Annotated in this window: 24 protein-coding genes and 4 pseudogenes; 6 read left to right on the forward strand and 22 right to left on the reverse strand. The window is 50.4% G+C overall.

Going from position 1 to position 26,815, the window contains the following annotated elements; translation table 11 throughout:
* Together LH51_RS03180 and LH51_RS03185 are read right to left on the reverse strand one after the other, a co-directional pair.
* Positions 1-230: hypothetical protein (locus tag LH51_RS03180; protein ID WP_036519668.1), on the reverse strand; the 230-nt coding region annotated here is incomplete at its 3' end.
* Between the two features lie 12 nt (positions 231-242).
* Positions 243-710, reverse strand: a complete 468-nt coding sequence (locus LH51_RS03185; RefSeq protein WP_036519670.1) for a hypothetical protein — start codon at positions 708-710, stop codon at positions 243-245.
* Between the two features lie 291 nt (positions 711-1,001).
* On the opposite strand from LH51_RS03185, the pseudogene acnB reads away from it, so the two are divergent.
* The 3 genes and pseudogenes from acnB to LH51_RS03200 all read left to right on the forward strand — a co-directional run bounded on the left by acnB (position 1,002) and on the right by LH51_RS03200 (position 4,347).
* Positions 1,002-3,597: pseudogene (acnB, locus tag LH51_RS03190) on the forward strand (bifunctional aconitate hydratase 2/2-methylisocitrate dehydratase).
* Positions 3,598-3,666: 69 nt separating this feature from the next.
* Positions 3,667-4,089, forward strand: coding sequence for an immunity protein Imm33 domain-containing protein (locus tag LH51_RS03195; RefSeq protein ID WP_036519672.1), 423 nt, complete (start codon positions 3,667-3,669; stop codon positions 4,087-4,089).
* A 12-nt stretch (positions 4,090-4,101) separates the two neighbouring features.
* Positions 4,102-4,347: a hypothetical protein gene (locus tag LH51_RS03200; RefSeq protein WP_036519674.1), complete on the forward strand. Its 246-nt coding sequence runs from the start codon at positions 4,102-4,104 to the stop codon at positions 4,345-4,347.
* A 24-nt stretch (positions 4,348-4,371) separates the two neighbouring features.
* Here LH51_RS03200 and LH51_RS03205 read toward each other — a convergent pair whose 3' ends face one another.
* The 19 genes and pseudogenes from LH51_RS03205 to leuC form a co-directional block, all read right to left on the reverse strand.
* Positions 4,372-5,376, reverse strand: a complete 1,005-nt coding sequence (locus LH51_RS03205; RefSeq protein WP_235263483.1) for a tRNA dihydrouridine synthase — start codon at positions 5,374-5,376, stop codon at positions 4,372-4,374.
* Positions 5,345-6,559 (reverse strand): annotated as a pseudogene (locus LH51_RS03210) (O-succinylhomoserine sulfhydrylase). The gene LH51_RS03205 and the pseudogene LH51_RS03210 overlap by 32 nt, the downstream one beginning before the upstream one ends.
* A gap of 10 nt (positions 6,560-6,569) precedes the next feature.
* On the reverse strand, positions 6,570-8,105 hold the full coding sequence (gene purF / locus LH51_RS03215; RefSeq protein ID WP_036519675.1) for an amidophosphoribosyltransferase: 1,536 nt from the start codon (positions 8,103-8,105) through the stop codon (positions 6,570-6,572).
* A gap of 43 nt (positions 8,106-8,148) precedes the next feature.
* Complete coding sequence (locus LH51_RS03220; RefSeq protein ID WP_036519677.1) at positions 8,149-8,646, reverse strand: CvpA family protein; 498 nt, start codon at positions 8,644-8,646, stop codon at positions 8,149-8,151.
* Between the two features lie 39 nt (positions 8,647-8,685).
* Complete coding sequence (locus tag LH51_RS03225; protein WP_144244154.1) at positions 8,686-9,255, reverse strand: SPOR domain-containing protein; 570 nt, start codon at positions 9,253-9,255, stop codon at positions 8,686-8,688.
* Entirely contained in the window at positions 9,227-10,531 is a 1,305-nt protein-coding gene (gene folC / locus LH51_RS03230) for a bifunctional tetrahydrofolate synthase/dihydrofolate synthase (protein WP_036519681.1), read from the reverse strand. Before folC ends, LH51_RS03225 begins: the two co-directional genes overlap by 29 nt.
* Positions 10,532-10,545: 14 nt before the next feature.
* Positions 10,546-11,460: an acetyl-CoA carboxylase, carboxyltransferase subunit beta gene (gene accD, locus LH51_RS03235; RefSeq protein ID WP_036519683.1), complete on the reverse strand. Its 915-nt coding sequence runs from the start codon at positions 11,458-11,460 to the stop codon at positions 10,546-10,548.
* A 32-nt stretch (positions 11,461-11,492) separates the two neighbouring features.
* Positions 11,493-12,292: pseudogene (gene trpA / locus LH51_RS03240) on the reverse strand (tryptophan synthase subunit alpha).
* A 17-nt stretch (positions 12,293-12,309) separates the two neighbouring features.
* On the reverse strand, positions 12,310-13,530 hold the full coding sequence (gene trpB, locus LH51_RS03245; protein WP_200881852.1) for a tryptophan synthase subunit beta: 1,221 nt from the start codon (positions 13,528-13,530) through the stop codon (positions 12,310-12,312).
* Positions 13,514-14,140, reverse strand: a complete 627-nt coding sequence (locus LH51_RS03250; RefSeq protein WP_036519685.1) for a phosphoribosylanthranilate isomerase — start codon at positions 14,138-14,140, stop codon at positions 13,514-13,516. Before LH51_RS03250 ends, trpB begins: the two co-directional genes overlap by 17 nt.
* 53 nt (positions 14,141-14,193) lie before the next feature.
* On the reverse strand, positions 14,194-14,589 hold the full coding sequence (locus LH51_RS23985; RefSeq protein WP_327124145.1) for a hypothetical protein: 396 nt from the start codon (positions 14,587-14,589) through the stop codon (positions 14,194-14,196).
* Between the two features lie 14 nt (positions 14,590-14,603).
* Positions 14,604-15,035, reverse strand: a complete 432-nt coding sequence (locus LH51_RS23990; protein ID WP_327124147.1) for a tRNA pseudouridine synthase A — start codon at positions 15,033-15,035, stop codon at positions 14,604-14,606.
* Positions 15,036-15,047: 12 nt separating this feature from the next.
* Complete coding sequence (locus LH51_RS03260) at positions 15,048-15,629, reverse strand: FimV/HubP family polar landmark protein (RefSeq protein WP_036519687.1); 582 nt, start codon at positions 15,627-15,629, stop codon at positions 15,048-15,050.
* Positions 15,629-17,530 (reverse strand): type IV pilus assembly protein FimV, encoded by a 1,902-nt coding sequence (locus LH51_RS03265; protein WP_036519689.1) that lies wholly within the window; start codon positions 17,528-17,530, stop codon positions 15,629-15,631. The genes LH51_RS03260 and LH51_RS03265 overlap by 1 nt, the downstream gene beginning before the upstream one ends.
* A gap of 97 nt (positions 17,531-17,627) precedes the next feature.
* On the reverse strand, positions 17,628-18,635 hold the full coding sequence (locus LH51_RS03270; protein ID WP_036519691.1) for an aspartate-semialdehyde dehydrogenase: 1,008 nt from the start codon (positions 18,633-18,635) through the stop codon (positions 17,628-17,630).
* Positions 18,636-18,757: 122 nt separating this feature from the next.
* Positions 18,758-19,876 carry an aspartate-semialdehyde dehydrogenase gene (asd, locus tag LH51_RS03275; RefSeq protein WP_036519694.1) on the reverse strand — a complete coding sequence of 373 codons (1,119 nt, stop codon included), beginning with the start codon at positions 19,874-19,876 and terminating at the stop codon, positions 18,758-18,760.
* Positions 19,877-19,960: 84 nt separating this feature from the next.
* On the reverse strand, positions 19,961-21,040 hold the full coding sequence (gene leuB / locus LH51_RS03280; protein WP_036519696.1) for a 3-isopropylmalate dehydrogenase: 1,080 nt from the start codon (positions 21,038-21,040) through the stop codon (positions 19,961-19,963).
* 32 nt (positions 21,041-21,072) lie between these two features.
* A complete protein-coding gene (gene leuD, locus LH51_RS03285; RefSeq protein ID WP_036519697.1) occupies positions 21,073-21,711 on the reverse strand; it encodes a 3-isopropylmalate dehydratase small subunit in 639 nt (212 codons plus the stop codon).
* Positions 21,712-21,725: 14 nt separating this feature from the next.
* Positions 21,726-23,146, reverse strand: a pseudogene (leuC, locus tag LH51_RS03290) (3-isopropylmalate dehydratase large subunit).
* A gap of 138 nt (positions 23,147-23,284) precedes the next feature.
* Here leuC and LH51_RS03295 point away from each other — a divergent pair.
* The 3 genes from LH51_RS03295 (at position 23,285) to phaC (ending at position 26,253) form a co-directional block, all read left to right on the forward strand.
* The gene (locus tag LH51_RS03295) at positions 23,285-24,163 is read left to right on the forward strand and encodes a LysR family transcriptional regulator (protein WP_036519699.1); all 879 of its coding nucleotides are present in this window, start codon (positions 23,285-23,287) and stop codon (positions 24,161-24,163) included.
* Between the two features lie 102 nt (positions 24,164-24,265).
* On the forward strand, positions 24,266-25,180 hold the full coding sequence (locus LH51_RS03300; protein WP_160173668.1) for a poly(R)-hydroxyalkanoic acid synthase subunit PhaE: 915 nt from the start codon (positions 24,266-24,268) through the stop codon (positions 25,178-25,180).
* Positions 25,177-26,253 (forward strand): class III poly(R)-hydroxyalkanoic acid synthase subunit PhaC, encoded by a 1,077-nt coding sequence (phaC, locus tag LH51_RS03305; protein WP_036519703.1) that lies wholly within the window; start codon positions 25,177-25,179, stop codon positions 26,251-26,253. Before LH51_RS03300 ends, phaC begins: the two co-directional genes overlap by 4 nt.
* Here phaC and phaR read toward each other — a convergent pair.
* Complete coding sequence (gene phaR / locus LH51_RS03310; protein ID WP_235263484.1) at positions 26,250-26,813, reverse strand: polyhydroxyalkanoate synthesis repressor PhaR; 564 nt, start codon at positions 26,811-26,813, stop codon at positions 26,250-26,252. The two genes, phaC and phaR, sit on opposite strands and share 4 nt — an antisense overlap.
* Positions 26,814-26,815 lie beyond the last annotated feature (2 nt).

Below are 26,815 nucleotides of genomic sequence, written 5' to 3' on the forward strand. Positions count from 1 at the left end.
GTCAAGGCAATCCCCGTGAGCCCGGCACAAGCAGGGTATTGTCGTAGAAGCTTCAGATACTGCATCTCTCCGGTTGCACCTGACAAATCCAGCAGTAGCACATTGGCTTTATCCGGTGGAGCCAGTTGAAAGGTTTTCTGATGCCGGCTATTGAAAAACAGCTCCAGCATGGTTTGCTCTGATTGACCGAAGCCCGACAGTCCAATTTTATAGGGTTGTTGAATTGCCACGGACAGAATTCCTTATGCACACTCTTCAAACTGAGCGGGGTTAAAGCATTGTGGTGACATAGATAAACTACCATTCACCAACACCGAATACTGCAACGGCAGACTTCGGATAAAACGAAAATCAGAGGTATCGGCAAACTTTCTCAATGCAGACAGTGTTGACTTGTCTAACAAGGGCTCCGCCTGATCGATTACCCGATTGACCAGAGGACGACCTTTGCCACGCAGTACCAGAAACAGATCGATAAGGGCACCCGTCAAACGCCCGGAATCACCTTTACGAATAGCAAAATATATTCTGCGTATATGCGTTCTCAGATGCTTTGGCACCGCACTGATATAACGCGACGAGTAACACAAACCCAGCTCAGAATCGGCCTGTTCACAAATCAGCGAACGACTTTTTTGCAATTCGAAACAGATCTGCAGCTTTTCAGCAAATCTGCCAGGATCATGTAAAGGTATATTCAGTGCATTCATGTTTACAGCCTCATGGACTTAATAACGCTTGTATTCTTTATACGCAGCCCCCGGAAACCTTGCAATCAGAGATCAACGTTTAGTTGATTCGCGTCAATTTGCAGACCTGAAACAGCTCTTTTGGGCAGGATCTTTATCCAAAGTATAACCTCCGGATTGTCGACAAAACTTAACTTTACCCCCCTATAAGCTAGAATTCACAGCGCCAATCACCATTCGATAACAAATTCGAAACGACATCGACTGCTGTTTTGTCGATGTTCGATAGTGACAACAGATGAGGGCTATATCGTGCTTGAAGCTTACCGTAAACATGTAGAAGAACGTGCCTTAGAAGGCATCCCACCCAAACCACTGGATCCAGAGCAGACTGCCGCACTGGTTGAGCTGGTGAAAAACCCACCAGCAGGTGAGGAAGAGTTCCTTCTTGATCTGTTGAGCAATCGTGTTCCTGCAGGTGTGGACCAGGCCGCTTACGTTAAGGCCGGATTCCTTGATGCCATCGCCAAGGGTGAAGCGACATCCCCGCTGATCAGCCTGAAAAAGCTGTCGAGCTGCTGGGCACTATGCTGGGTGGCTATAATATTCAGCCACTGATTACCGCCCTGGATAATGAAAAACTGGCTCCTATCGCTGTTAAAGCACTGTCGCATACTTTACTGATGTTTGATGCTTTCCACGATGTTCAGGAAAAGGCCGATGCCGGAAATGCATTCGCCAAAGAAGTTATGGCCTCTTGGGCCGCTGGCGAGTGGTTCACCTCCAAGCCTGAAGTACCTGAAAAAATCACAGTGACTGTATTCAAAGTCCCTGGTGAAACCAATACAGATGACCTGTCACCCGCTCCGGATGCCTGGTCGCGTCCGGATATTCCGCTACACGCCAATGCCATGCTGAAAATGGAGCGTGAAGGTATTGAGCCAGTAGACCCAGGTGTTACCGGTCCACTGAAGCAGATCGAAGCGGTTAAAGCCAAAGGCTTCCCTGTCGCCTATGTCGGTGATGTTGTCGGTACGGGTTCTTCACGTAAATCTGCTACCAACTCAGTGCTGTGGTTCTTTGGCGATGATATGCCAAACATTCCTAACAAGCGTGCCGGTGGTTTCTGCTTTGGCGGAAAGATCGCACCGATTTTCTACAACACCATGGAAGATGCCGGCGCCTTGCCGATCGAAATGGATGTTGAGAAAATGAATATGGGTGATGTCGTCGATATCTATCCTTATGAAGGCGTCGCCAAAAACCATGAAACCGGTGAAGAGCTGTGCCGTTTTGAACTGAAAACGCAGATGCTGCTGGACGAAGTGCGTGCCGGTGGCCGTATTCCTCTGATCATTGGACGCGGCCTGACTCAGAAAGCCCGTGAAACTCTCGGCTTGCCACCCGTTGACCTGTTCCGTACGCCAGAGCAGCCAGCCGCATCTACAAAAGGCTTCACGCTTGCTCAGAAAATGGTCGGCAAGGCCTGCGGTGTTGATGGCATTCGCCCTGGCACCTCCTGCGAACCCAGAATGACCACTGTCGGCTCACAGGACACTACTGGTCCGATGACCCGTGATGAACTGAAAGATCTGGCCTGCCTGGCTTCTCAGCGGATCTGGTGATGCAGTCTTTCTGTCACACAGCCGCTTATCCCAAGCCTGTTGATGTGGGAACACACCATACTCTGCCAGACTTCATTATGAACCGTGGTGGTGTGGCGCTGCGTCCTGGTGATGGTATCATCCACTCCTGGTTAAACCGTATGCTGCTGCCTGACACAGTCGGTACCGGTGGTGACTCTCACACCCGCTTCCCGCTGGGTATTTCTTTCCCTGCAGGCTCTGGCCTGGTAGCGTTTGCAGCTGCAACCGGTGTGATGCCGCTGGATATGCCAGAATCTGTGCTGGTACGCTTTAAAGGCAAGCGTAATGCCGGTATCACCCTGCGTGATCTGGTACATGCGATTCCTTACTATGCGATCAAAGAAGGTCACCTGACCGTTGCTAAAGCCGGCAAGAAAAACCTTTTCTCCGGTCGCATTCTGGAAATTGAAGGCCTGGAAGATCTGACTGTAGAACAGGCATTTGAACTGTCTGATGCATCAGCTGAGCGTTCAGCAGCTGGCTGTACCATCAACATGTCTGAAGAGTCTGTAGCCGAATACCTGCGCTCTAACATCGTCATGCTGAGATGGATGCAGTCTGAAGGCTACGGCGATGTCCGCACTATTGAGCGCCGTATCAAGGGCATGGAAGAGTGGCTGGCTAATCCATCACTGATGCGTGCCGACAAAGATGCCGATTACCACACCGTCATTGAAATCGATCTGGCTGATATCAAAGAGCCTATCCTCTGCGCACCTAACGATCCAGACGATGCACGTCTGCTGTCTGATGTCGCCGGCGATAAGATCGACGAAGTATTTATCGGTTCTTGCATGACCAACATTGGTCACTTCCGTGCAGCGGGTAAATTACTCGAAGCTTCAGGCAAGACCATTCCAACGCGGATGTGGATCTCTCCTCCAACCAAGATGGATCAGGCGCAATTGACTGAAGAAGGCTATTACAGCATTTTCGGTAAAGCCGGTGCACGCATGGAGATGCCAGGCTGTTCACTGTGTATGGGTAACCAGGCACGTGTAGCAGACAAGGCGACTGTTGTGTCTACCTCGACACGTAACTTCCCTAACCGTCTGGGTAATGGAGCTAACGTGTACCTGGCATCAGCTGAGCTGGCGGCGGTTGCAGCGCTGGAAGGCAAACTGCCAAGCGTTGCAGAATACATGGCCTATGCCAACAAAATCGATAGTATGGCCGGTGAAATCTACCGCTACCTGAACTTCGATCAGATGGAAAAATATGTTGATAAAGCGGCCTCTGTTATTCCAACAACGGCTGTCTGACACTAAACTAAGCGTTTAGCCCTACCGAAACCCCGGCGCTTGCCGGGGTTTTTCTATAATGAGGACCTTATGAAGCCCCTGAATCCTGATACAGCACCAGAGCCAGGCTATGAAACAGCGCAAACCAAAAATGGCTTTCTGGCGCTGGTTTCAAAGCTGGTGTTTGATGAAAAACTTCCAGTTCGCTTTATGTACAAAACTGTACCTGAGCACTTGAATGATACCGGTTGGCGCATGTTTACCGGCTATGAAACAGAGGAGTTTCTCGCTGATGAGCACTTAAACCTGATACCTGTGCCACTGGAAAAAATCTGCCAACTGGATCCCGCTCTGCCTGAACTGGTTCAGTATAACGCGGGTACCGTATGGGAACGCACACCAGACTCGACTGAGTGGCGGCAGGTGTTTGACTTTACTATTCCGGTACCACGGACTGATGTTAAGATCACCAATGATATTGAAGATTTTCTGGCATCCCGCGAACGCAGTTAAGGATTTATCACCATGGACATGTCTTCATTCGGCACTTATGCGCTGCACTTTATTGGCGTAATTATTGTTCTGGTAGGCTTATCGATCAAACCAAAACTTAAAACCCTGGGGATAGCCCTGGCCGTCGCCGGATTTTTACTCGGAACCTCGCCGGTTTGGTATTCAGCCATCACCCAGCCCAGTGATGAAGAGATGTATGAGGCCTGGCAAGAGCAGCAGCAACTTGAACAGCAACGCCGTCAGCTTGAGAGTGAATGATTCTGCGCGCTGAGCTCAGCTTACCTAAGCCAGCAACATTTGCTGCTGTATAATGTGTTGCAATATCACTAGCGGATCACGCTCACAGCGTATCTCGGTGAACAATGTCTGAGCCTGAGGAAACTGCCACTGCAGCATATTTAACCACTGCTTAGTACGCCCATGAACATGGCGTTCAGACACCTTATCAATCACCTGACGGTGATATATCTCCAACATAGGTAAGAGCCGCTGCCAGGCGTCAGACTGGGACATAGCTCCAGCTTTACCTGATAGCACTTCCGCCAGAAAAGGGTTACTCAGTATACCGCGCCCCAGCATGACATCATCACAGCCGGATACATGCCGGCAACGCTGATAATCGTCAGCATTCCAGACCTCACCGTTAGCCACCAAATGCAGCTTCACCTGTTCACGGATACGTGCGATCCACTCCCAGTGGGCTGGTGGTTTATAACCTTCCAGCTTAGTTCTGGCATGCACCGTCAAGGTAGATGCACCAGCGGCTTCAATGGCCTGTGCATTTTCTATCGCTAACGCCTTATCCACATAGCCCAGGCGCATCTTAGCCGTCACTGGAATAGTAGCGGGAACAGCTCGCCGTACAGCAGCTACTATCTCATACAGCAGATCTGGCTCGGTTAATAACACCGCACCACCACGGCTCTTATTGACAGTTTTTGCCGGACAACCAAAGTTAAGATCGATACCAGGGGCGCCCAGCTCTGCCGCTTTAGCCGCATTCTCAGCCATTAATGACGGATGATTACCGAGCAACTGCAAATACACTGGTATACCCGAACGCGTACAACCCTGTTGATGCAGTTCCGGTGCCAGGCGGTAAAAAACTGACGCGGGCAGAAGCCTATCAGATACACGGATAAACTCAGTTACGCACTGGTCTATACCCGGAATAGAAGTGATTAAATCGCGCAACGTGTAATCCAGCACCCCTTCCATGGGTGCCAGGTATAATTGACTCATAAAGAAGCGTTTTTCAAAGTGCCGCCAGCCCTCTGCGCAGATCATCCTGCAGATCCTTGACCGACTCCAGACCAACTGACAGGCGGATCAGGTTATCACGAATACCTGCTTGAGCTTTTTCGTCGGCGCTCATACGTCCATGGGTAGTGGTATCCGGATGGGTAATAGTGGTTTTAACATCACCCAGATTTCCGGTAATGGACACCACCTCTGTGGCATCAATGAAACGCCAGGCGGCATCACGATCACCGTCAACCTCAAAGGCCAATACGCCACCAAAGCCCTGCTGCTGACGACAGGCCAGCGCATGCTGTGGATGATCCGGCAAACCGGAGTAATAGACCTTGCGTATACCAGGCTGCTGCTGTAACCACTGCGCCAAAATTAAAGCACTTTCACTGTGTGCCCGCATACGCAACGGCAGGGTTTCCAGCCCCTTCATAAACACCCAGGCATTAAACGGACTCATGCAGCTACCACCGGTGCGGATAAAACCAAACACCTCCTCCATCTCTTTATCACGCCCAACCAGCACACCACCAACACAACGCCCCTGCACCATCCAGGTATTTGGTAGCCGAGTGCATCACCACATCCGCACCCAGCGCTAATGGGCGTTGCAGTGCCGGGGTCAAGAAACAGTTATCGACTGCCAGCAAGGCGCATGCGCATGGGCAATGTCGGCCACAGCGGCTATATCTGTCAGCTCAGCCAGCGGATTAGACGGTGTTTCCAGAAACAGCAAACGGGTTTCTGGTCGAATAGCTGCCTTCCAGGCGTTCAAGTCAGTTGGATCAACAAAACTGGTCGTGATACCGGCACGGCTGAAATATTTATCAAACAGCGAAACGGTGGAACCAAATACACTGCGGGAACAGACGACATGATCACCACATTTCAGCAGTGCCAGCCCAAGACTCAGGATTGCCGCCATACCAGAGGCTGTGGCAACAGCACGCTCGCCCCCTTCCATAGCGGCAATGCGCTGTTCAAAAGCACGCACTGTCGGGTTAGTAAAACGGGAATAAATATTGCCTGGTTCCTCACCGCCGAATCGGGCAGCGGCTTCACGGGCACTGGAAAACACAAAACTGGAGGTGGTGAAGATCGGATCCCCATGCTCACCTTCATCAGTACGCCACTGTCCAGCACGCACTGCCAGAGTATCCAGCTCGCAGTCTTCACGGGAAAACTGGATACGTGCATCACGCTCAAAACCCTTGGACATTAACCGCTCCTTATTCAATTCGGGTATGCAGATCAGCGGAGGTATCACTATCGATATCAGCATCCGGATCGGTGTTATTTACGGGATTTTTGGCGTCATCACTACGCCTCTGTTCCAGACGATCCAAATAAGCACGGTCAACTGTGCCAGTGACATACTGGCCATCAAACACACAGGTATCAAAGACTGTGATTGCCGGGTTCAACTGGGTAACACAGGATTTCAGATCATCCAGATCCTGGTAAAGCATCCAGTCACAGCCGATATAGTCGCCGACTTCTTTGGCACTGCGCCCATGCGCAACCAACTCCGATGCGGTTGGCATATCAATACCATAGACGTTGGGGAAGCGCACTTCCGGTGCAGCGGAAGCAAAATACACCTTGCGTGCACCGGCATCGCGCGCCATTTCGATAATCTGCTTGGAGGTTGTACCACGCACAATCGAATCATCTACCAACATCACCACTTTATCTTTAAATTCACTGGAGATGGGGTTTAACTTCTGACGCACCGATTTTTTACGCTGGGTTTGCCCCGGCATGATAAAAGTGCGGCCAATATAACGATTCTTGATAAAGCCTTCACGGAAAGTGACGCCCAGCGTATGAGCCAACTCCAATGCTGATGTGCGACTGGTATCCGGAATCGGGATCACCACATCGATATCATGATTGGGCATTTCCTTAAGTATTTTTTCAGCCAGTCGTACCCCCATCAACATCCGCGATTCATGTACCGATACGCCATCGATAATAGAGTCAGGCCGTGCCAGATAGACATACTCAAATAAACAGGGTGCCAGCGTCTGCTGTTGCGTGCATTGTTGCAGATGCAAGCCACCATCACGGTCAATAAAAATCGCCTCGCCAGGTATGATATCGCGAACCCGCTCAAAACCAGAGGTATCTAGGGCGACGCTCTCTGAAGCAACCATATATTCAGCCTGGCCATTTACAATACGCTTGCCATACACCAGTGGGCGTATACCGTGCGGATCGCGAAATGCCAGCACACCGTATCCGGTAATAATGGCCACGACCGCATAGCCACCCTGACAACGCTGATGCACTTTGGATACTGCCGCGAAGATATCTTCGGGTGAGGGGTTTAACTTGCCCAGTTGCTGTAATTCATGTGCAAACACATTAAGCAATACTTCAGAGTCAGAAGTTGTATTAATGTGGCGAAGATCAGCACGAAAGATATCATCAGCCAACTGCTCGGCATTGGTCAGATTACCATTATGTGCCAGCGCAATACCGTAGGGTGAGTTAACGTAAAAAGGCTGGGCTTCGGCTGAGCTGGAGCTACCGGCCGTTGGATAACGCACATGCCCTATTCCCAGATTACCTACCAGGCGTTTCATGTGGCGAGTACGAAACACCTCATTAACCAGTCCATTATCCTTACGCATGAAGAAGCGGTTACCTTCAGATGTAACGATACCGGCCGCATCCTGGCCGCGATGCTGCAACACTGTCAGGGCATCAAAAAGAGTCTGGTTAACGTAGCTTCTGGCAAAAATGCCAACTATACCGCACATGAATTCAACCTCTGAGGTGATAATTTGATAGGTTAACTGAAAATCAGCTACCTGCGTTCCAGATCATCTGACCTATATCTCTAGCCATATCCCGCGACCAGGTTTCCATAACTAAAAAATGTGGGATCAACACCGAATCATTCCACCAAGGGTCTTGTATGGCAGGTGTCATTTTCAACAACACCAGCATAATGACAACCACCAGACCGCCACGTAAAGCGCCAAAACCCACACCCAACACGCGATCAGTGGCAGAAAGCCCAGTCATTTTAACCAATGATCCAATCAAGCTGCCAATTAGATTACCAACGATCAGCGTCGCAATGAAGAGTATAAGAAAAGCAACCAGTTGGTGCACCGAAGGTACAGCATCGAAGTAGCTAGCGATAATCTCCGCCAGCACTTCATAAAATAAGCGCCCAACAATAAAGGCCGCAACCCAGGTCAACAATGACACTGCTTCGCGAATAAAGCCGCGACGTAGACTCATCACCGATGAGATCAATACAATTGCCAGAATTACCCAGTCTGCCCAGTTCATTATCAAGCGATTTCTACCCTGCCGGTGTTCATTGTTTGACTATTGCGTGGTAAAACGCACGATCATACCTTCTAAACCATATTCCTGCTGCAACAATAGCTTGAGCTCTTCGAGGCGCCCACGTTGCATTTCCGGACCAACGAAAACCCGTACCACATCTTCACCATGGCGAATATAGACACGGTATCCGGCATTAATTAGCCGAGTTCTTAGTTCGCGTGCATTAGACTCCTGACGAAAACTGGCTAATTGCAGGGCCCAGGCTGCCGGGACTTGATCAGCATCCAGCGCTGGAGTTTCTTCAGCTGGATTGAGGCTGGGTCGAAGCGCTTCCAGGGATTCGGTTATTTCGGCAACCGGTGCCGAAACGACCGGTGCTTCTGTAACGGGGGCGACTGGTGCCTGCTCTATTATGACGGGGGGCGGCATCTCAGTCTCCACCAACCGGACCACTTCGGGTGTTGCTGGAATACGAGAGTCTAGCTTACGCTCTTCATAACCTGCCGCATTAAACACCAATGGGAAAAAAGCAATACCGATCAGCAATAGAATAACGGCCCCGATCAAGCGCTGTTTCAAATTATCCCTGACGTCCATCGGTCCACTCAACTGTTTTCAATGCATCTGTTACTGTAAAAAAAGAACCTGCAATCACCAACCGAGACGTATTGGTCAGCTGTGACGGCAGTTGTGCCAGCGCCGTATCGACACAGCTGTATTCTGCCATTGATGTAGAAGGGACACCAAGCTTATTCAATATCTGTTTCAGTTGATCGGCACTGGCGCCTCGGGGGTTATCCAGTGTCACAAGGTGCCAGAAATCAACGACTGGCAGCAAAGCTTCACAAACGCTCGTCATGTCTTTGTCAGCCAGCATACCCAATAACAGATGTGTCGGCGACACTGGGTGTTGGCTCAACACAGAGGCCAGATAAGTAGCTGATTCAGGGTTATGTGCCACATCCAGAATACAGGGGTAACCAGCAAGACGTGCTGGCTGCATCCGCCCGGTCAAGCGCGCATTAGCCAGGCCAGCATCCACGTGTTGCTTAGCTATATCAAAAGGTATCAACTGCAAAACTTGCAATACAGCCGCGGCATTTTGCAAAGGCAAGCTGGGACAGGGCAGTGATGACAGTGCTGTGCAATGCCCTGCCAAGTCCTGCCCTTGCCAAGCCCAGAGAGCATCACCATCCAAACTATAGTGGTATGCCTGTCCGTTAGTTCGAAGGTCAACGCCCAGGTTTGCAGCATGCTTCAATAAGCTGGCCGGTGGCTGTGGATCGCCACACACAGCCAAACAACCTGGCCGGAAAATTCCCGCTTTTTCAAAACCTATTGATTCACGGTCCGGTCCAAGCCAGTCTGTATGATCCAGAGCAATTGTTGTGATCAGTGCAACATCCGCATCCACCAGGTTAACCGAATCCAGGCGTCCACCCAGTCCGATTTCCAGCAACAGTACATCCGGCTTTGCCGCGCTGAAAATTATCAGAGCTGCCAGCGTGCCATATTCGAAATAGGTCAGCGGCACACCCTTGCGGGCAACTTCTACCTGGGCAAATGCCTCACAGATCTGTGCATCAGAAACTGCTTGTCCCAGCAGAGTAATACGCTCGTTATAGCGCAGAAAATGCGGTGAAGTATAGGTCCCCACCTTAAGTCCGGCGGCCTGAAGTATCGACTCCAGCAAGCGAATACTGGTGCCTTTACCATTGGTACCAGCAACGACGAGTTTAAAGCTGCTACTCAGGTCCAGCGCCAGATGGCCAGCGACCTGGCGCATACGTTCCAGACCCAGCTCAATCTCTGCCGGATGGCAAGCTTCAATATAACTTAACCACTGATCCAGGCTGGCATCAGCTGCAGGTTGTTGTTGTGACACGCTGACTTCCCGAATCAGTGTTCTGGTACTTCAGCGTCTGGCTGATCACCGTTTGCAGGAAGCAGACACGCGGTTGAAACACCTGTCAACTTACCGATCAATGAAGCCAGGCGCGTACGCATTTCTCTTCGCTGGATGATCATATCCACCTGACCGTGCTCCAACAGAAATTCGCTGCGCTGAAAACCTTCAGGCAATTTCTCACGCACAGTCTGCTCAATCACTCGGGGACCGGCAAAACCGATCAGCGCATTTGGCTCTGCAATATTCAGATCACCCAGCATCGCCAGACTCGCCGACACACCGCCATAGACCGGATCTGTCAATACCGAAATATACGGTACACCTGCCAGGCGCATTTTTTCCAACGCCGCACTGGTTTTAGCCATCTGCATCAATGAGAACAGTGCTTCCTGCATCCGCGCACCACCTGAGGCTGAGAAACAGATCAAAGGGATGCGTTCCTCAAGTGCCAGATGAGCAGCACGCACAAAACGCTCACCCACAACAGCACCCATGGAGCCACCCATAAAACGAAATTCAAATGCCACGGCAACTACAGGCGTACCCTCTAACGTACCGCGCATGGCAACCAGCGCATCAGTCTCACCTGTGTCTTTCTCTGCCGCTGTCAGGCGATCTTTGTATTTTTTTGAATCCTTGAATTTAAGACGATCAACCGGCAAGACTTCTGCACCGATTTCGGCACGATTATCTGGATCAAGGAATATATCCAGACGACGACGTGCACCAATACGCATGTGGTGATCGCATTTTGGACAGACATTCAGATTTTTATCCAGTTCCGGCTTATACAGCACCGAGTCACACTTGGGGCACTTTTCCCACAAGCCCTCAGGCACACTGCTATGCCTGCGCTCTGTACGTTTTACCAGAGAGGGAACAATTTTATCCAGCCAGCTACTCATCGTTAATCACATTTCCGCTTTAAAATTTGGTTTCAGGCATCCATGGCTGATCGCATAGCCGCAATCAGTTGACTAACCTGTTCGGGGATCTGTTCCGGTGTTTCGGCCAGTTCAGCAATCCGGTTAACCAGTACGCTACCGACAATAACCCCATCAGACACTGCCGCAATGGCTTGCGCTGATTCAGGATCACGAATACCAAAGCCCACCGCCAGTGGTACATCGGTCATGCTTCTGACATGATCTATTTTAGCAGCTACTTCACCAACATTCAGCGCCGCAGAGCCGGTTACGCCCTTCACTGAAACGTAATACAGATAACCCGTTCCCAGCGCACAGATCTGACGCAGACGTGCATCTGACGTCGCGGGTGATATCAGATAGATGGTATCCAATCCCTTTTCGGTAAACATGCGACTGGTATCATGCGACTCTTCAGGCGGCAGATCTACGGTCAATACACCATCCACACCCGCTGCTACGGCATGATCGGCGAAGTTTTCATAACCTATTGCTTCAATTGGGTTCAGATAGCCCATCAACACAACCGGTGTTTCCTTGTCCGTTTTTCGGAATTCAGCCACCATGGCAATGACATCCAGCAAGCGCACACCATGTACCAAGCACGTTCACAGGCCAGCTGAATCACGGGCCATCAGCCATTGGATCTGAGAAAGGCACGCCTAACTCAATGACATCAGCCCTGCTTTAACCAATGCATGCATCAGGGCAGTGTCACGGCAGGATTTGGGTCACCCGCTGTGACAAAAGGGATCAGCGCTTTGCGACCACTAGCGCGCAAATTTTCAAAACGTGTTTGTAATCGGCTCATCAGTTTCCAGTATCCTGTCAGATCGTTATGCCATCGAGCTCGGCAACAGTATGTATATCCTTATCGCCCCTGCCAGACAGATTTACTACGATGTTCTGATCCTTGCTCATTGTTTTGGCAAGTTTCATCGCATAAGCAATGGCATGACTGCTTTCCAGAGCCGGCATTATACCCTCAACCTGGGTCAGTGTGCGAAAGGCATCCAATGCTTCTTTATCATCGATAGCTACATATTCAGCACGACCACTATCTTTCAACCAGGCATGCTCCGGTCCTACTCCGGGATAATCCAGGCCAGCTGATACTGAATGGGTGGGCAGGATTTGACCCGCGTCGTCTTCCATCAGGTAAGTGCGCATTCCATGCAACACACCCGGGCGACCATCGCTTAGTGGAGCCGCATGCTGGCCAGTTGCCAGACCATGCCCACCAGCCTCTACACCGATCATGCGCACTGAGGTATCTTCGATAAAGGGGTGAAACAAACCGATCGCATTGGATCCACCACCAACACAGGCAATAATAACATCCGGCAGACGCCCGGTCTGGTCCAGACACTGACTGCGCGCTTCGCGGCCGATAACGCACTGAAAATCACGCACCAGCTTCGGATAAGGGTGAGGACCTGCCGCCGTTCCGATGATATAAAAGGTATTATCTACATTAGTGACCCAGTCACGCATGGCTTCATTCATGGCATCTTTTAGTGTACGTGTCCCTGATGTTACCGGAATCACTTCAGCGCCTAAAAGTCGCATACGGTAAACATTTAACGCCTGGCGCTTAATGTCATCAGCACCCATGTAAACCTTGCACTCCAAACCAAGGCGCGCAGCCACCGTCGCTGATGCAACCCCATGCTGACCGGCACCCGTTTCAGCAATGACGCGAGGCTTACCCATAAATTTGGCAAGCAACGCCTGCCCAATGGTGTTATTTACTTTGTGTGCGCCGGTATGGTTTAAATCTTCGCGTTTCAGGTAAATCTGTGCTCCACCGACTTCACGAGACAAGCGTTCAGCATGGTATAAAGGCGATGGGCGACCAACATAATGCGCCAGATCCCGGTCAAATTCGGCTTTAAACGCCGGATCAGCCCATAATTTTTCATACACGCCTTCCAGCTCTTCCAGAGCGCCGATAAGGGTTTCTGACACAAAGCGCCCACCATATGGGCCAAAGTGTCCATGTGCGTCAGGGTAGGTTTGCTTTACAGACTGATCAGTTTGAATTGACACGATTCACCTCGTTAATAAAACGTCTGATTTTTTCGCTATCTTTAATACCCTTAGCCACCTCAACACCACCGCTCACATCCACGGCCAGTGGCCGCACCTGCTGAACTGCAGCGGCTACATTATCCGGCTGCAGCCCACCGGCCAGCACAATACGTTGCTGCAGTTCAGCAGGAATACGCTGCCAGTCAAATGTAATACCGGTTCCACCGGGAATTCCGGGCACATAGGCATCCAACAGAATACCTCTGGCACTGGGATAACGCGCTATTTCAGCAGCTATATCAGTATCTTCTTTGACACGCAGTGCTTTTATATAGGGTCGATTGAAACTTTCACAAAATACTGGCTCTTCATTGCCATGGAACTGCAGCAGATCGATACCAGTCAGGGCCAGGACTTTGTCTATCTGTGTACGCTCTGCATCAACGAACAGAGCAGTCGATGTTACAAATGCTGGTAACTGCGCCACGATATCAGCCGCCTGCTCAGCTGATATATAACGAGGACTGGGAGGATAAAACACAAAACCCAACGCATCAGCGCCCAGCAATGCCGCACAGCAAGCATCTTCCTGTCGTGTTATACCGCAAATTTTAATCCGTGTCCGCATAACAACCCCAAGCTTCACCAAGCCAGCTATGATAACAGACAGGGAATGCGGCGTCAGTCTGCTGGTGACAGGAAAAAGGGTCCAAGCTCGGCTTTTGGCAGTAAAAATTCAGGCTCATAATCTACATCCACGAAATACAGCCCGGATGGCGATGCGGTAACCCCGCCCTGACGGCGATCGCGCGCATTTAACACATCTTCAGCCCAGCCCACTGGTGCGTCACCTGCACCGATTTTCATCAACACCCCAGCAATATTACGTACCATATGATGCAAAAAAGCATTTGCCTTAATATCGATAATCAACAACCGACCTTGCCTGTATACTTCAAGATGCTGAACCCTGCGAACCGGATTTTTAGCCTGACAAGCCACAGCACGGTAGGAAGTGAAATCATGCTCACCTACCAGCAATCTGGCCGCTTGCTGCATTTTAACCTCATCCAGCACCTTCCAGGTCCAGGTTACCCCCTCGTCAGCACGGCGGGCTTAATCGGTGCCGAATAAATGATATAGCGGTAACGTCTTGCCCGCGCTGAAAAACGCGCATGAAAGTCCTTATTAACCGGCTTAACCCAAAGCAACGCAATATCTTCAGGCAGATAGGTATTTCCACCCATCACCCAAGCGCGCTCGGGTCGTTGTACCAGTGCATCAAAATGAATCACCTGATAACTGGCACTGACACCGGCATCTGTGCGCCCGGCACAGATCACATCAACCGGGTGGTCTGCTACACGAGACAAGGCCTCTTCCACTTTTCCCTGTATACAGGGAATGGGGTCGAGGCGTTGTTTTTGCCAACCATGGTAAGCCGCACCTGAATACTCTACAGCGGCCGCATAACGATAAGGGGCGACATCTGTCGCCCCTGATAAAGGTGGGTTTTCCAGCATTCAGTCAATATCTCAACTCAGACTATCCAGCAACTTCTGTGCTTCTTCTTTTTGCTTGTCATTACCTTCCCCGAGAATTTCTCCAAGGATTTCACGCGCACCTTCAGCATCGTCCATTTCCAGATAGGCACGTGCCAGATCCAATTTGGTCTCATTCTCATCAGCACCATCAAGCAGGTTAAGCCCATTAAGCATATCGATGGCTTCATCGGAAGATTGTGATTCCTCTAGTGAGATATCATCATCAGTGCTATTCAGCATATCATTCAATTCATCATCCAGATCAGATTCCAGATCATGAGCGATATTGGCCGTTAGCTCATCCTCAACTTTTTCACCCGGCTTTTTGGTCTCCGATTCAGTAACTTCTGTTTCAGTAACCTCTGTCTCGACATCTTCAATCTCCATGGAGCCCAACAGAGAATCGAGATCATCATCAGCACTGGACTCAGGCTCAACGTCTTTAGTTGATGCATCAGCCATCCCTTCATCAGGCTCATTCAGAACAAAGTCAAGTTCATCACTATCATCCCGGACGATTTCATCCGGCTCATCATCAGCCGACTCGTCATCTGTATCAGACAGATCGCTCATCAACAGATCATCAAGAGACTCGAGTTCATCTTCGCTCTGGTCATCAGAGGCTCAACACTGTCTTTAGGCTCAGGCTCATCGTAATTAAGCAAATCATCCAGCAGATCGTCTTCATCGTCTTCATCGTCCTGATCAACTGGAGTATCAGCTTCAGCCAGTTTTTCCGGCTCAACTTCAGATACATCTTCATCAACTACAGGCTCATCACCCAGCTCGGTTTCACCCAAAAGGTCATCGAAGTCATTTTCAGCTGACAGATCGTACTCTTCATCAACAACCCGAGTATCATCATCTTCATTAAGCTCCAGATCAAGATCAAGGTCCAGATCCAAATCGGAGAAATCATCAGCTTCAGCACTGGCTGGCATCACTGTATCATCAGCTTGATCGGGTTCTGACGACTCCTCCACCTTGTCATCTGTCGCGACAGCAACAGCCGTAACGCCAGCAGCTGTTGCGGCGACCTTGTCGCCCGACAGACTATCGGGTGCTGTAAACATGGGCTTAGGTGTCTTGTCGCGACGACGCCTTGATAGCAACAAAGCCGCCAGAGCAGCCACTAGCGCAGCAGCAAGACCACCCACAACCGGTAAGCTGGTGATTTTATCCATGAGCCCGGCAGGCTCTGGTTCCGGCTCTTGCTCAACAGCCTGTAGTGAAGCAATCTGCTGCTCCTTGAGCTCCAGCATACGCTGCATTAATACCAGCTGTTCCTGAATCGCATCCAGTTTTTCATTCAAGTCACGATTTTCACGCTCAATTTTATCAACAGTCTCCTGCGTAACCATTAAGCGGCTATCAAGATCCTCACTACGCTGTAACAAGCCATCAGCCACTTCTGAGCTCAGCAGCATCTCATCACGCGCAGCCATATCACCAGCTACCGGTGTCTCCTGTTCTGTATCAACCTCATCCGGCGTTACAATCCGCAGCTCTGCATCAGCCAGCGCATCTGCGGCTTCGGCCTGGGCCTCACCAGAAGTCTCTGCTTCCGCTTCAGGGTCAGCCGCAACTTCTTCAGCCTCAGCTTCGTCAGGGGCCGCATCCACAGCCTCAGACGTGGCTTCTGCTTCCACTTCTACCTCAGTTTCTACCTGAGGCGTTGGCTGAGCTTCTGCTGACTGACTTCTGCCTTGTCGCCAGGCGTCAGTTTGACGAGCCACTTCGGCTGATGCTTCAGCAGGTGATAACGCCCGAATCTGATCCACAGATGGAATATCCATCACCGTACCGGCGCGCATTATATTGATATTTGCAGTTGGAAACGTTTGCGGGTTATAACGCTGCAAGGCCACCATCATCTGCTGCGGGGTAATAGAACTATTGGGTCTGTGACGGTTTGCGAGCACCCAAAGAGTATCGTTGGCACCCACATGTATCTGATTGGCTGATGTAGGCAGTGTGCGTTGCTCTGCTGCAGGTCGAGCGGCTGTTATTGCTGCTGCAGTGGGCGCGGGAGCTGAAGAAACTGCCGGTTGTACCTGCCCGCGTACTGGCGCAGGATCAAACATCGGTGGATCAAGCAGCACTGTGTACTCCCTGACCAGACGCCCATTTGGCCAATTCACCTCAACCAGAAAATTGAGGAAAGGCTCTCTTACTGGCTCAGTCGAAGTCATCTGGATAACGCCCGCACCATCCGGCGTCACTTGTACCTGGAAGCGAATATCATTAAGAAAACGAGACTTACTCAGTCCGGCTATGGAAAACTCATCTGCATCGGCCATGCGTGGCTGAATCTGCAAGGGCGAAAGATCCCTCACCTGCATCAACCGAATCTCTGCATTAAGTGGCTCATTCAGCGCCGAGCTTATATTTATCTCACCAAGCCCCAGGGCATTTGCATTAGGTACTCCAAGCACCCCGGCTATCGCGAGGCTTAAGGCAAGTTTACGCAGCATCTGTTTTCCCTCTTGATCCGCAACTAAACTGATTGTCCCAGCAAAACAGGCAGTTGCTTATCCAATATAAGTATACCAAGTATTATGTATAACCCCTTCAATGGTCAAGTTGAGTAAACACCTGCTCGGCAATCTGTATCGCATTAAGCGCACCACCCTTGCGCATACTGTCCGTGACAGCAAACAACATGATGCCGCAATCATTATCCGGCTCAGTTCTCAGACGCGATACAAACACCTCATCCTTGCCAGCGGCATTGGCTACTGCAGAGCATATCTGATCGGCAATACAACTCACTCCCGGCACTTGACGTAACAGGGATTGTGCCTCATTTAAATCTACAGGAAATTGACACTCCGCATGTAAAACGACATTTTGCCCATAAAAAAGTGGTAATTGCAGACTGCTGACGGCTATTTCCAACTGCTCATCATTAAGCACACGGCGTAACTGGGTAATGATTTGTGTTTCCGTATCCGTAGCACCCGACTCGGTAACCTTTCCGGTCAAAGGTAGCAGATTAAACGCGATCTGCTGACCAAAAAAACTGGCTTCAGCATCACGACCATTCAACAGCTTAGCTGTTTCGGATGCCAAGGCCTCTACACCTTTTTTACCCGCCTCGGCCACAGAGCTCAGGCTGGTAAGATTAAGGCGCAGCAGCTTAAAGCGTTCATGTAGCGTAGCCAGTACTGCCGCGGCCGCCACAACGGCCGGAGCAGGTGATACGTAATAGCCATTGTGCACACCAGTCCTGATCAATTCTGAATTAACCTCAGGCACCACACACAACGCCGTTTGTGCAACTTCAACATCCGGACAAAGGTCTATCACGCACACGCCAGAGTCCAACTGAGTAGCAGCAAACTGCTCAGGCAAAGCATCCGGCTGGCAATTAAATACAAGTTCAACGTCTGAAAAATCAGCCGTTTCTGCTGAAACCACACGGGTTGCATGACCTGAAAACATCACGCTACGTCCCTTGACCTCACCTGGATCGGTAAGCAGCAGACGCGCGACGGGGAATGCCCGGCTTTCAAGAATTTCAAGCAGGTTCTCACCCAACAGGGTAGAGACACCGGTTACTGCAACAACAACTGACATAGACGCACTCATCTCCGGTTAAAACGTAGTGGATGACGACCAGGAATTCCAATACCCGCCACCTGAAACAAAACAGCCCGACAGACCTTGCGGCGCCGGGCTGGTTATCATACCTGAAAAGCTTACTGATGCTGCATCAGAATTCGCAGCATACGACGTAGCGGCTCCGCCGCACCCCAAAGCAACTGATCACCGACACTAAAGGCATTCAGGAAATCTGGCCCCATTCTCATCTTGCGCAGACGCCCAACGGGTACACTCAAAGTACCAGTCACCTGGGTAGGACTCAGCTCACGCATAGTCACTTCACGCTCATTCGGTACCAGTTTAACCCAGTCATTGGCTGATGCGATGATGGACTCTATTTCATCCATTGGCACATCTTGCTTCAACTTAATGGTGAAGGCCTGGCTATGACAGCGCATGGCACCGATACGCACGCAGGTGCCATCAATGGCAATCGGATTGTCTGAGCAGCCGAGGATTTTATTGGTCTCGACAAACCCTTTCCACTCTTCCTTGCTCTGACCGGCTTCCACAGCCTTATCGATCCAGGGAATCAGTGAGCCTGCCAGCGGCACTCCGAAATTATCGGTTTTAAAAGCATCACTGCGCATAGCGTCGACAACCTTGCGGTCAATATCCAGAATAGCGGAGGCCGGATCAGCCAACTCGGCACTGACCGAAGACTCTATCTGCCCCATCTGGCTGATCAGCTCACGCATATTCTGTGCGCCAGCACCGGACGCTGCCTGATAGGTCATGGAACTAACCCACTCCACCAGGTTTTCGCGAAACAGTCCGCCCAGGCCCATCAGCATCAGGGAAACGGTGCAGTTACCCCCGACATAGGTTTTTATGCCTTTAGTCAGCCCCTGCTCTATTACCTGCTGATTGACCGGGTCAAGTACGATGATGCTGTCATCCGCCATACGCAGCGTTGAAGCCGCGTCTATCCAGTAGCCTTTCCAACCGGCTTCACGCAGTTTGGCATAGACCTCAGTGGTGTAATCGCCCCCCTGGCAGGAGATAATCGCATCCATCTGCTGCAGCTCGGTAATATCACGCGCATCTTTGAGTGCAGGAATGGTTTTGCCGATATCCGGTCCAGGCTTTCCAGCCTGGGATGTGGTGAAGAACACAGGTTCAGCGATATGATCAAAATCCCGCTCTTCCAGCATTCTTTGCATCAGTACTGAACCGACCATACCACGCCAGCCAACAAAACCTACACGTCTCATTCGTGCCCCCAAATTTCATATAAATTAAAAAAACAGATTAATGGGAGGCATCAGTCAAAACACCTCCCTTTTGCAACGCTCTGATCAGTTTAGAGCGGCTACTACGGCATCGCCCATCTCAGAGGTACTCACCCGTGTCATACCCTCTGACATAATATCAGCGGTACGCAACTGCTGATCCAGCACCTGACTCACGGCCGCTTCAATTTTATCGGCCGCCGCAGCTGAATCAAGAGAGTAACGTAACATCATAGCGGCTGAGAGAATGGTTGCCAACGGGTTTGCAATGCCCTGACCGGCAATATCGGGCGCAGAACCATGACATGGCTCATACATACCCTTGTTATTTGCATCCAGTGAAGCCGATGGCAGCATTCCTATAGAACCGGTCAGCATCGCGGCAGCATCCGATAAGATATCACCAAACATATTGCCGGTAACGACCACATCGAACTGTTTGGGTGCGCGGACCAACTGCATAGCGGCATTATCCACATACATATGACTGAGCTCGACATCCGGATAGTCGGCAGCCAGCTCATTCATTACCTCGCGCCAGAGCACCGTCACTTCCAGCACATTGGCTTTATCGACTGAGCAGAGTTTTTTATTACGGGCACGTGCCGCTTCAAAGGCTACCCGACCGATGCGACGTATTTCATTCTCGTCATAGACATAGGTGTTATAACCCTCACGCACACCGTTTTCTTTGGTGCGATAGCCGCGCGGCTGACCAAAATAAATACCGCCAGTCAGCTCACGTACGATCAGAATATTCAGACCGGAAACGACCTCGGGTTTCAGTGTCGACGCATGGGCTAATTGCGGGTAGAGAATTGCCGGGCGCAGATTACCAAACAACGCTAACTGAGAGCGGATACCCAGCAAGCCCTTTTCAGGACGTATCTGGAAATCCGGATTAGTGTCCCATTGCGGTCCACCGACAGCACCGAGCAAAATGGCATCAGCCGCTTTGGCCGCTGCCAGCGTTTCGGCAGGCAAAGGGACACCGGTGGCGTCAATCGCCGCACCACCCACCAGGGCCTCACTCAATTCCAGACCCAATGAAAGCTGCTCATTAACCTTTTCCAGTACTTTACGTGCTTCAGCGACTATTTCCGGGCCAATACCATCACCGGGCAATATCAGTATATTTTTTGACATCTAACAAATACCTTAAATCAATAAATTACAGTTTAAGAGAACAGCCAGGGAGCCGATTCACGACGTTTTGCCTCATAGATACCGATAGCGTCACCTTGCTCCAGCGTCAAACCTATATCATCCAGACCGTTCAACAGGCAGTGTTTACGAAACGCATCAATTTCAAAAGATAACGCCGCACCATCCGGCTTGATCACCTGCTGATTTTCCAGGTCTATTTTCAATTGATAACCCTCATTGGCCGCCACTTGATCAAACAACTCATCAACAAGTGATTCTTTAAGAATTATCGGTAACAGTCCGTTTTTAAAGCTGTTATTGAAGAAAATATCCGCATAGCTTGGCGCAATAATAGCACGAATCCCAAAATCCTCCAGCGCCCAGGGCGCATGTTCCCGACTGGAACCGCAACCAAAATTCTTGCGCGCCAGTAAAATACTGCAACCCTGATAACGGGGTTTGTTTAACACAAAATCCGGATTTAGCGGACGCTGACTGCTGTCCTGATCCGGCTGGCCTTCATCCATATAGCGCAGCTCATCAAACAGATTCGGACCGAAACCGGAACGCTTGATGGATTTCAGAAACTGCTTAGGAATAATCATATCCGTATCAACATTGGCACGATCAAGCGGTGCCACGATACCCTGATGTAGAGTAAATTTTTTCATTGTCTTTCTCCTGTTCAGGCGCTGGTGATTTCACGGATATCAACAAAATGACCGGCAATCGCGGCGGCCGCAGCCATTGCCGGACTCACCAGGTGCGTACGACCACCAAAGCCCTGACGGCCTTCAAAGTTACGGTTGGAGGTTGACGCACAGTGCTCTCCGGCACCCAGCTTATCCGGGTTCATCGCCAGACACATGGAACAGCCCGGTTCACGCCACTCCAGTCCAGCGTCAATAAATACTTTATCCAGACCTTCAGCTTCAGCCTGGGACTTCACCAGGCCGGAACCTGGAACTACCAGCGCCTGCTTCAGGGTTGCTGCCACTCTTTTGCCTTTAACCACAGCGGCCGCTTCACGCAGATCCTCGATCCGTGAGTTGGTGCAGGAACCAATAAATACCCGATCCAGTTGAATATCGGTAATTTTTTGATTGGGCTTCAAACCCATATACTGCAAAGCACGTTCAGTGCCTTCGCGTTTGACAGGGTCGTTCATGCTAGCCGGGTCTGGCACCAGGGCTCTCACTGAAGCTACCATTTCCGGCGACGTGCCCCAGGTAACCTGCGGCTCAATATCAGCCGCCTGAATTTCGACTACCTGATCAAACACAGCATCCGCATCGGATACCAGCTTGCGCCAGGCCTCAACCGCCATCGGCCAATGCGCTTCTTTAGGGGCAAACGGGCGACCCTTGATATAATCCACAGTAATATCATCGACAGCAATCAGACCGACCCGTGCACCCGCTTCAATGGCCATGTTACAGATGGTCATACGCCCTTCCATTGAGATACCACGAATCGCCTCACCCCCAAACTCAATCGCGTAACCTGTACCCCCTGCCGTACCAATAACGCCGATAATATGTAACACCACATCCTTGGCGGTGACACCCTGACCAGGGTGCCATTCACACGCACCAGCATATTTTTCATTTTTTTGGCAATCAGACACTGAGTTGCCAATACATGCTCAACTTCGGAAGTGCCGATACCATGCGCCAGAGCTGCAAAAGCACCATGCGTTGCTGTATGCGAATCGCCACAGACCACGGTCATGCCGGGCAAAGTTGCCCCCTGCTCCGGCCCAACGACATGCACGATACCCTGACGCGGGTCGTTCATTTTAAATTCGGTAATACCAAAACTGTCACAGTTCTCATCCAGAGTTTTCACCTGAATGCGTGAGATGGGATCAACAATGGAGTCCACTCCGCCCGAGCGATCCGTGGTCTGCACGTTATGATCTGGCGTTGCCAAATTGGTATCAATACGCCAGGGCTTGCGCCCAGCCAGACGCAGGCCTTCAAAAGCCTGAGGTGACGTAACCTCATGTAACAGATGACGGTCGATATACAACAGTGCGCTACCGTCTGTATTTTCACTTACGAGGTGGTCATCCCACAATTTGTCATACAGGGTTTTGCCAGTCATAGCTTTAATCTCCGGACAGGTTTTTTATCTAATAGCCAGCATGGTAAAAGAGTCCAACACAATAAACAAATTCATATTTTTTATCCATTCCATTCCAAAATGGAATACAATAGCTTTTTCAACAAGTGTAAAGTCGATATGGATACACACAGCCTTAGTGCTTTTGTTATGGTAGCCGAGATGGGCTCTTTCTCGGAGGCTGCGGATCGGTTATTTCTGACACAGTCAGCCATCAGCAAACGCATTGCCTTACTGGAGCAGCAGCTACACTGCCGTCTGTTCGATCGTATTGGACGGCATATCAGTCTGACTGAAGCTGGCCAGCAGCTGCTCCCCAAAGCCCATGAGATTCTCATGGCACTCAAGGATGCTGAAACACTGGTCAGCAATCTGACCCAGCAGGTAACCGGCCGGCTTTCCTTTGCCGCCAGTCATCATATCAGTCTGCACCGTTTGCCGCCGCTGCTTAAAGACTTCACCCGGCAATTTCCGCTGGTTGAGTTGGACTTACGCTTTGATGAATCTGAACTGGCCTATGAAAGCGTACTCAAGGGCGATATAGAGCTGGCTCTGATTACCCTTGCCCCCAAGGCAAATGCGCGCATCTGTAGTGAACAGATCTGGGACGACCGGCTTTCCTATGTAGTTTCAGCAAATCATCCTCTGGCCGATAAACAGGCTGTAACACTGGCTGAGTTGAATCACTACAGCGGCCTGCTGCCACGCCCGGATACATTTACCCATCAACTGGTGCGCCAGCAGATGTCGGCCTGGCAACTGGAACCCAACCTGGGCATGAGTACCAACTATCTGGATACGATCAAAATGATGGTATCCATCGGATTGGGCTGGAGTCTGCTGCCGGAAACCATGATAGACAACCAGTTAAAACGTCTGGACCTGGACGCCGAACCGGTTCACCGGCCACTGGGGTATATCTATCATCGCGACCGAACGCTATCTAATGCCGCGCAGCAGATGGTAACCCTGCTCAGACAGTGTGGTGATTCACATTAGCTTAAGCTTGATTGTTTCATAATGGGTAGTAGCTGTTTCATAATAGAGACTGGCTGTATTACTATCACCCTTCAAAAAACCGCCAGGCAGATGGAGCCTTTTGTGACTGACGACCTGCAAGCAACGATCCGGCGCTGGCTAGAGCTCTACCCAAACCAACAGGCAGATACTGAGCTACCCGACTGGACTGAGCTGATGCAACAACTTCAGCAGACAGGCTGGCAACACCTTCCGGAGCAGCATGCGGAGCTACTCGCTGTTATGACGCAGGAGTCTGTGGAGTTTACCCGCTTCGCCGGCCAACTGCTCACTCAGTGTCATAAAGAAGATGCGCCAGAACTGGCAGGATTTTTTACTGACTTTCACCAGCATATCAACCGCCTTACAGAAGACTGGGTTATCAAACGCTGGCATTTGCCCGAACAATTAGGGGCATTACTGCGTACCCATAGTTTTAATGATGAACAGTTCATTGACCACCCGTGGATGAAAGGGATGCGCAGCCTGATGGAGGGCGCACCTGCAGAGCTTCCATTCAATCAGCAGAAAGCACTGCGTGAATCTGGCCAACTGCTGAATCAACACCAGCAAGCCCTGCAGCAGTATTCAGCACACTATGCACAGATTAACAGCCGGGCATTGAACCGCCTGTCAGAGCAGATCGAAACCGGTAATGGAACCATCAGCAGCTTGACAGCGCTACATCGACTCTGGGTGGAGGCTTACGAAGCCAGTTATGCAGAACAACTGGCCACAGAAGAGTACCAACTGGCACATGGTCGCGTCAGTAATACCTTAATGCAGCTTAGACTGTGGTTTCAGGAGCAGCGCAACCAGCAATTGAAGCTTTTCGGAATAGCTACAGAAGCGTCGCTCAACCTGGCATTTGAGAAGATTCACCAGTTAAGCAAACAACTAAGGCACCTGCAACGCGCACAAGTAGATTCCAGCGAACTGCGGGATGAACTACGCCAACTTAAAGATGATATAAACACTCTGCAGAGAGAGCGCCAATGAGCCGCATAAAGCTGGATTCAAAACAGCTAAAACAGGAAATCATCAGCTTTAATCAGCAACTCCTGGAAAGTTATAAACTGCTAAAGCGCATGCCACCGGTTGAAACTGGCCAGACTCCCTTTGAGACAATTTTTCAACTGGACAAGGTACGACTGAATTACTACCAACCGGAAATTGTACAGCCCGAACTCCCCCCTATCGTCATCTGCTACGCCTTGGTTAATCGACCTTATATGATTGACCTGACACCAGAGCGCTCCATGCTGCAAAAATTACTGCAGCGAGGTATTGGCGTCTATTTGATTGATTGGGGATATCCGGATGCATCAGACCGATTCCTGGACCTGGACGACTACATCAACCACTATCTTGATCAATGTATCGACGCAGCCACTCGACATGCCGGTCAAGAACGCATCAACTTGATGGGGATCTGTCAGGGCGGCACCTTCAGCCTCTGTTACACAGCACTGCATCCGCAAAAAATTGCACGCTTGATTACTTTGGTGACACCGGTTAATTTTGATACCGAAGACTTCACCCTGAGCAAGCTGGCACGACATGTTGATGCCGACCTGGCTGTAGCGACCTATGGTAATATACCCGGCACCTTGCTCAATGAAACCTACAATTCACTTATGCCGATGCGATTGGGGCTGCAAAAAAACCTGGACCTGCCCATCACCCTGAGTGATGAGGCCAGCGCAAGGGCCTTTCTAAGTATGGAAAAATGGATTTACGATAGCCCGGATCAGGCTGGAGCCGCCTTCAGTGAATTCATCAAAAATTTTTTCCAGCAAAATAAATTGATAAAGAATACCCTGAAGATTGGTAATCAATCAGTCGATCTAGGTCACATTACCCAGCCGCTGCTGAATATTTATGCCAGTCATGACCACTTGGTACCACCTTCATCATCAAAAGCACTTAAAGGAATGACCAGTAGCCAGCTATACCGGGAAAAAGAGATAAAAACCGGCCATATAGGCCTGTTTGTGAGTAGTAGAACAGGCAGCCAGTTGATCGATTCAATCGCCAACTGGCTACAGTCAGACCTAGACAATAACGCCTAGCGGCGCTTTGGGTCCTCTCGTCGACTCGTCACACCGGAACCTGACTTGTCCTTTTCAGCATCAGTTGTATCCGTTTTTTTCGGGCTTTGCATCGGTGATCCATCGGGATTAACACCTGGACTGAACATTTTCCACATAGCCAGGTTCTGATCCGCGATCCGGTTCATCATCGTCAACGGATTCGCTGCACCAATCATATTTTGCATCTGATCACGAATCAGATCCTGATGTTCCAGAAAGGCACCGATGCTCTGCTCCAGATATTGACTCATCATGCCTTGCATACTATCGCCGTAGAAACGGATCAACTGCTGCAGCACCTGATTGGTCAAGAGTGTGCCATGCCCTTCGGCTTCCTGTTCACTAATGATTTGCATCAAGATATTACGTGTCAGATCCTGACCTGACTTGGAATCCAGTACCTGAAAAGGCTCCGAGTTGAGCACTAACTCTTTAACATCCTCCAGGGTTACATAACAACTGCGAGAAGTGTCGTACAAGCGTCGATTAGTATATTTTCTCAGTATACGCACGCCATTACTCTTCTGTTTTGTGCTCATTA

The organism is Nitrincola sp. A-D6, assembly GCF_000764495.1.
Taxonomy (GTDB): Bacteria; Pseudomonadota; Gammaproteobacteria; order Pseudomonadales; family Balneatricaceae; genus Nitrincola.